Genomic DNA, 483 nt, shown 5'->3' on the forward strand with positions numbered 1-483 from the left:
GCTTGATGTTTCCGGCAGGGTCACGGCGAATGAAGATATTGTCCATCATCCACCTTAAAACAGGGTGTCCGTTATGGACGAGTTTCTGTTCAAGGGTCAGTTTCATTAGTTCCTTTGTAGGCGGTGACATATCTTTGTATCCTTGCCCGAATTGCACCATTGTAAAACCCAATCCCTCAAGGTTCTGCGACATCTGCACCGCACCCCAACGGTCGAAAGCAATCTCTTTGATGTGAAATTTCTGCCCCAGTTCATCGATGAAGTTTTCGATAAAACCATAGTGAACCACATTTCCTTCAGTGGTTTTCAGATAGCCTTGCCGTTCCCAAATATCATATGGAACGTGGTCACGTCTTACTCTAAGTGGCAAAGTTTCTTCCGGCAGCCAGAAGTAAGGCAAAATGTAATAATGTTCATCATCTTCTGTAGGCGGAAACACCAAAACAAATGCTGTAATATCCGTTGTAGAGGAAAGGTCAAGTC

At 44.3% G+C, this 483-nt stretch carries 1 protein-coding gene; it reads right to left on the reverse strand.

The genetic code is table 11. The annotated features are described in order from the left end of the window. Positions 1 to 483, reverse strand: a 483-nt coding sequence (locus RUMCAL_RS02645; protein WP_021680929.1) for a terminase TerL endonuclease subunit, incomplete at both ends; no start/stop codon positions are given.

This window comes from Ruminococcus callidus ATCC 27760 (genome assembly GCF_000468015.1).
In the GTDB taxonomy this organism is placed as follows: domain Bacteria; phylum Bacillota; class Clostridia; order Oscillospirales; family Ruminococcaceae; genus Ruminococcus_C; species Ruminococcus_C callidus.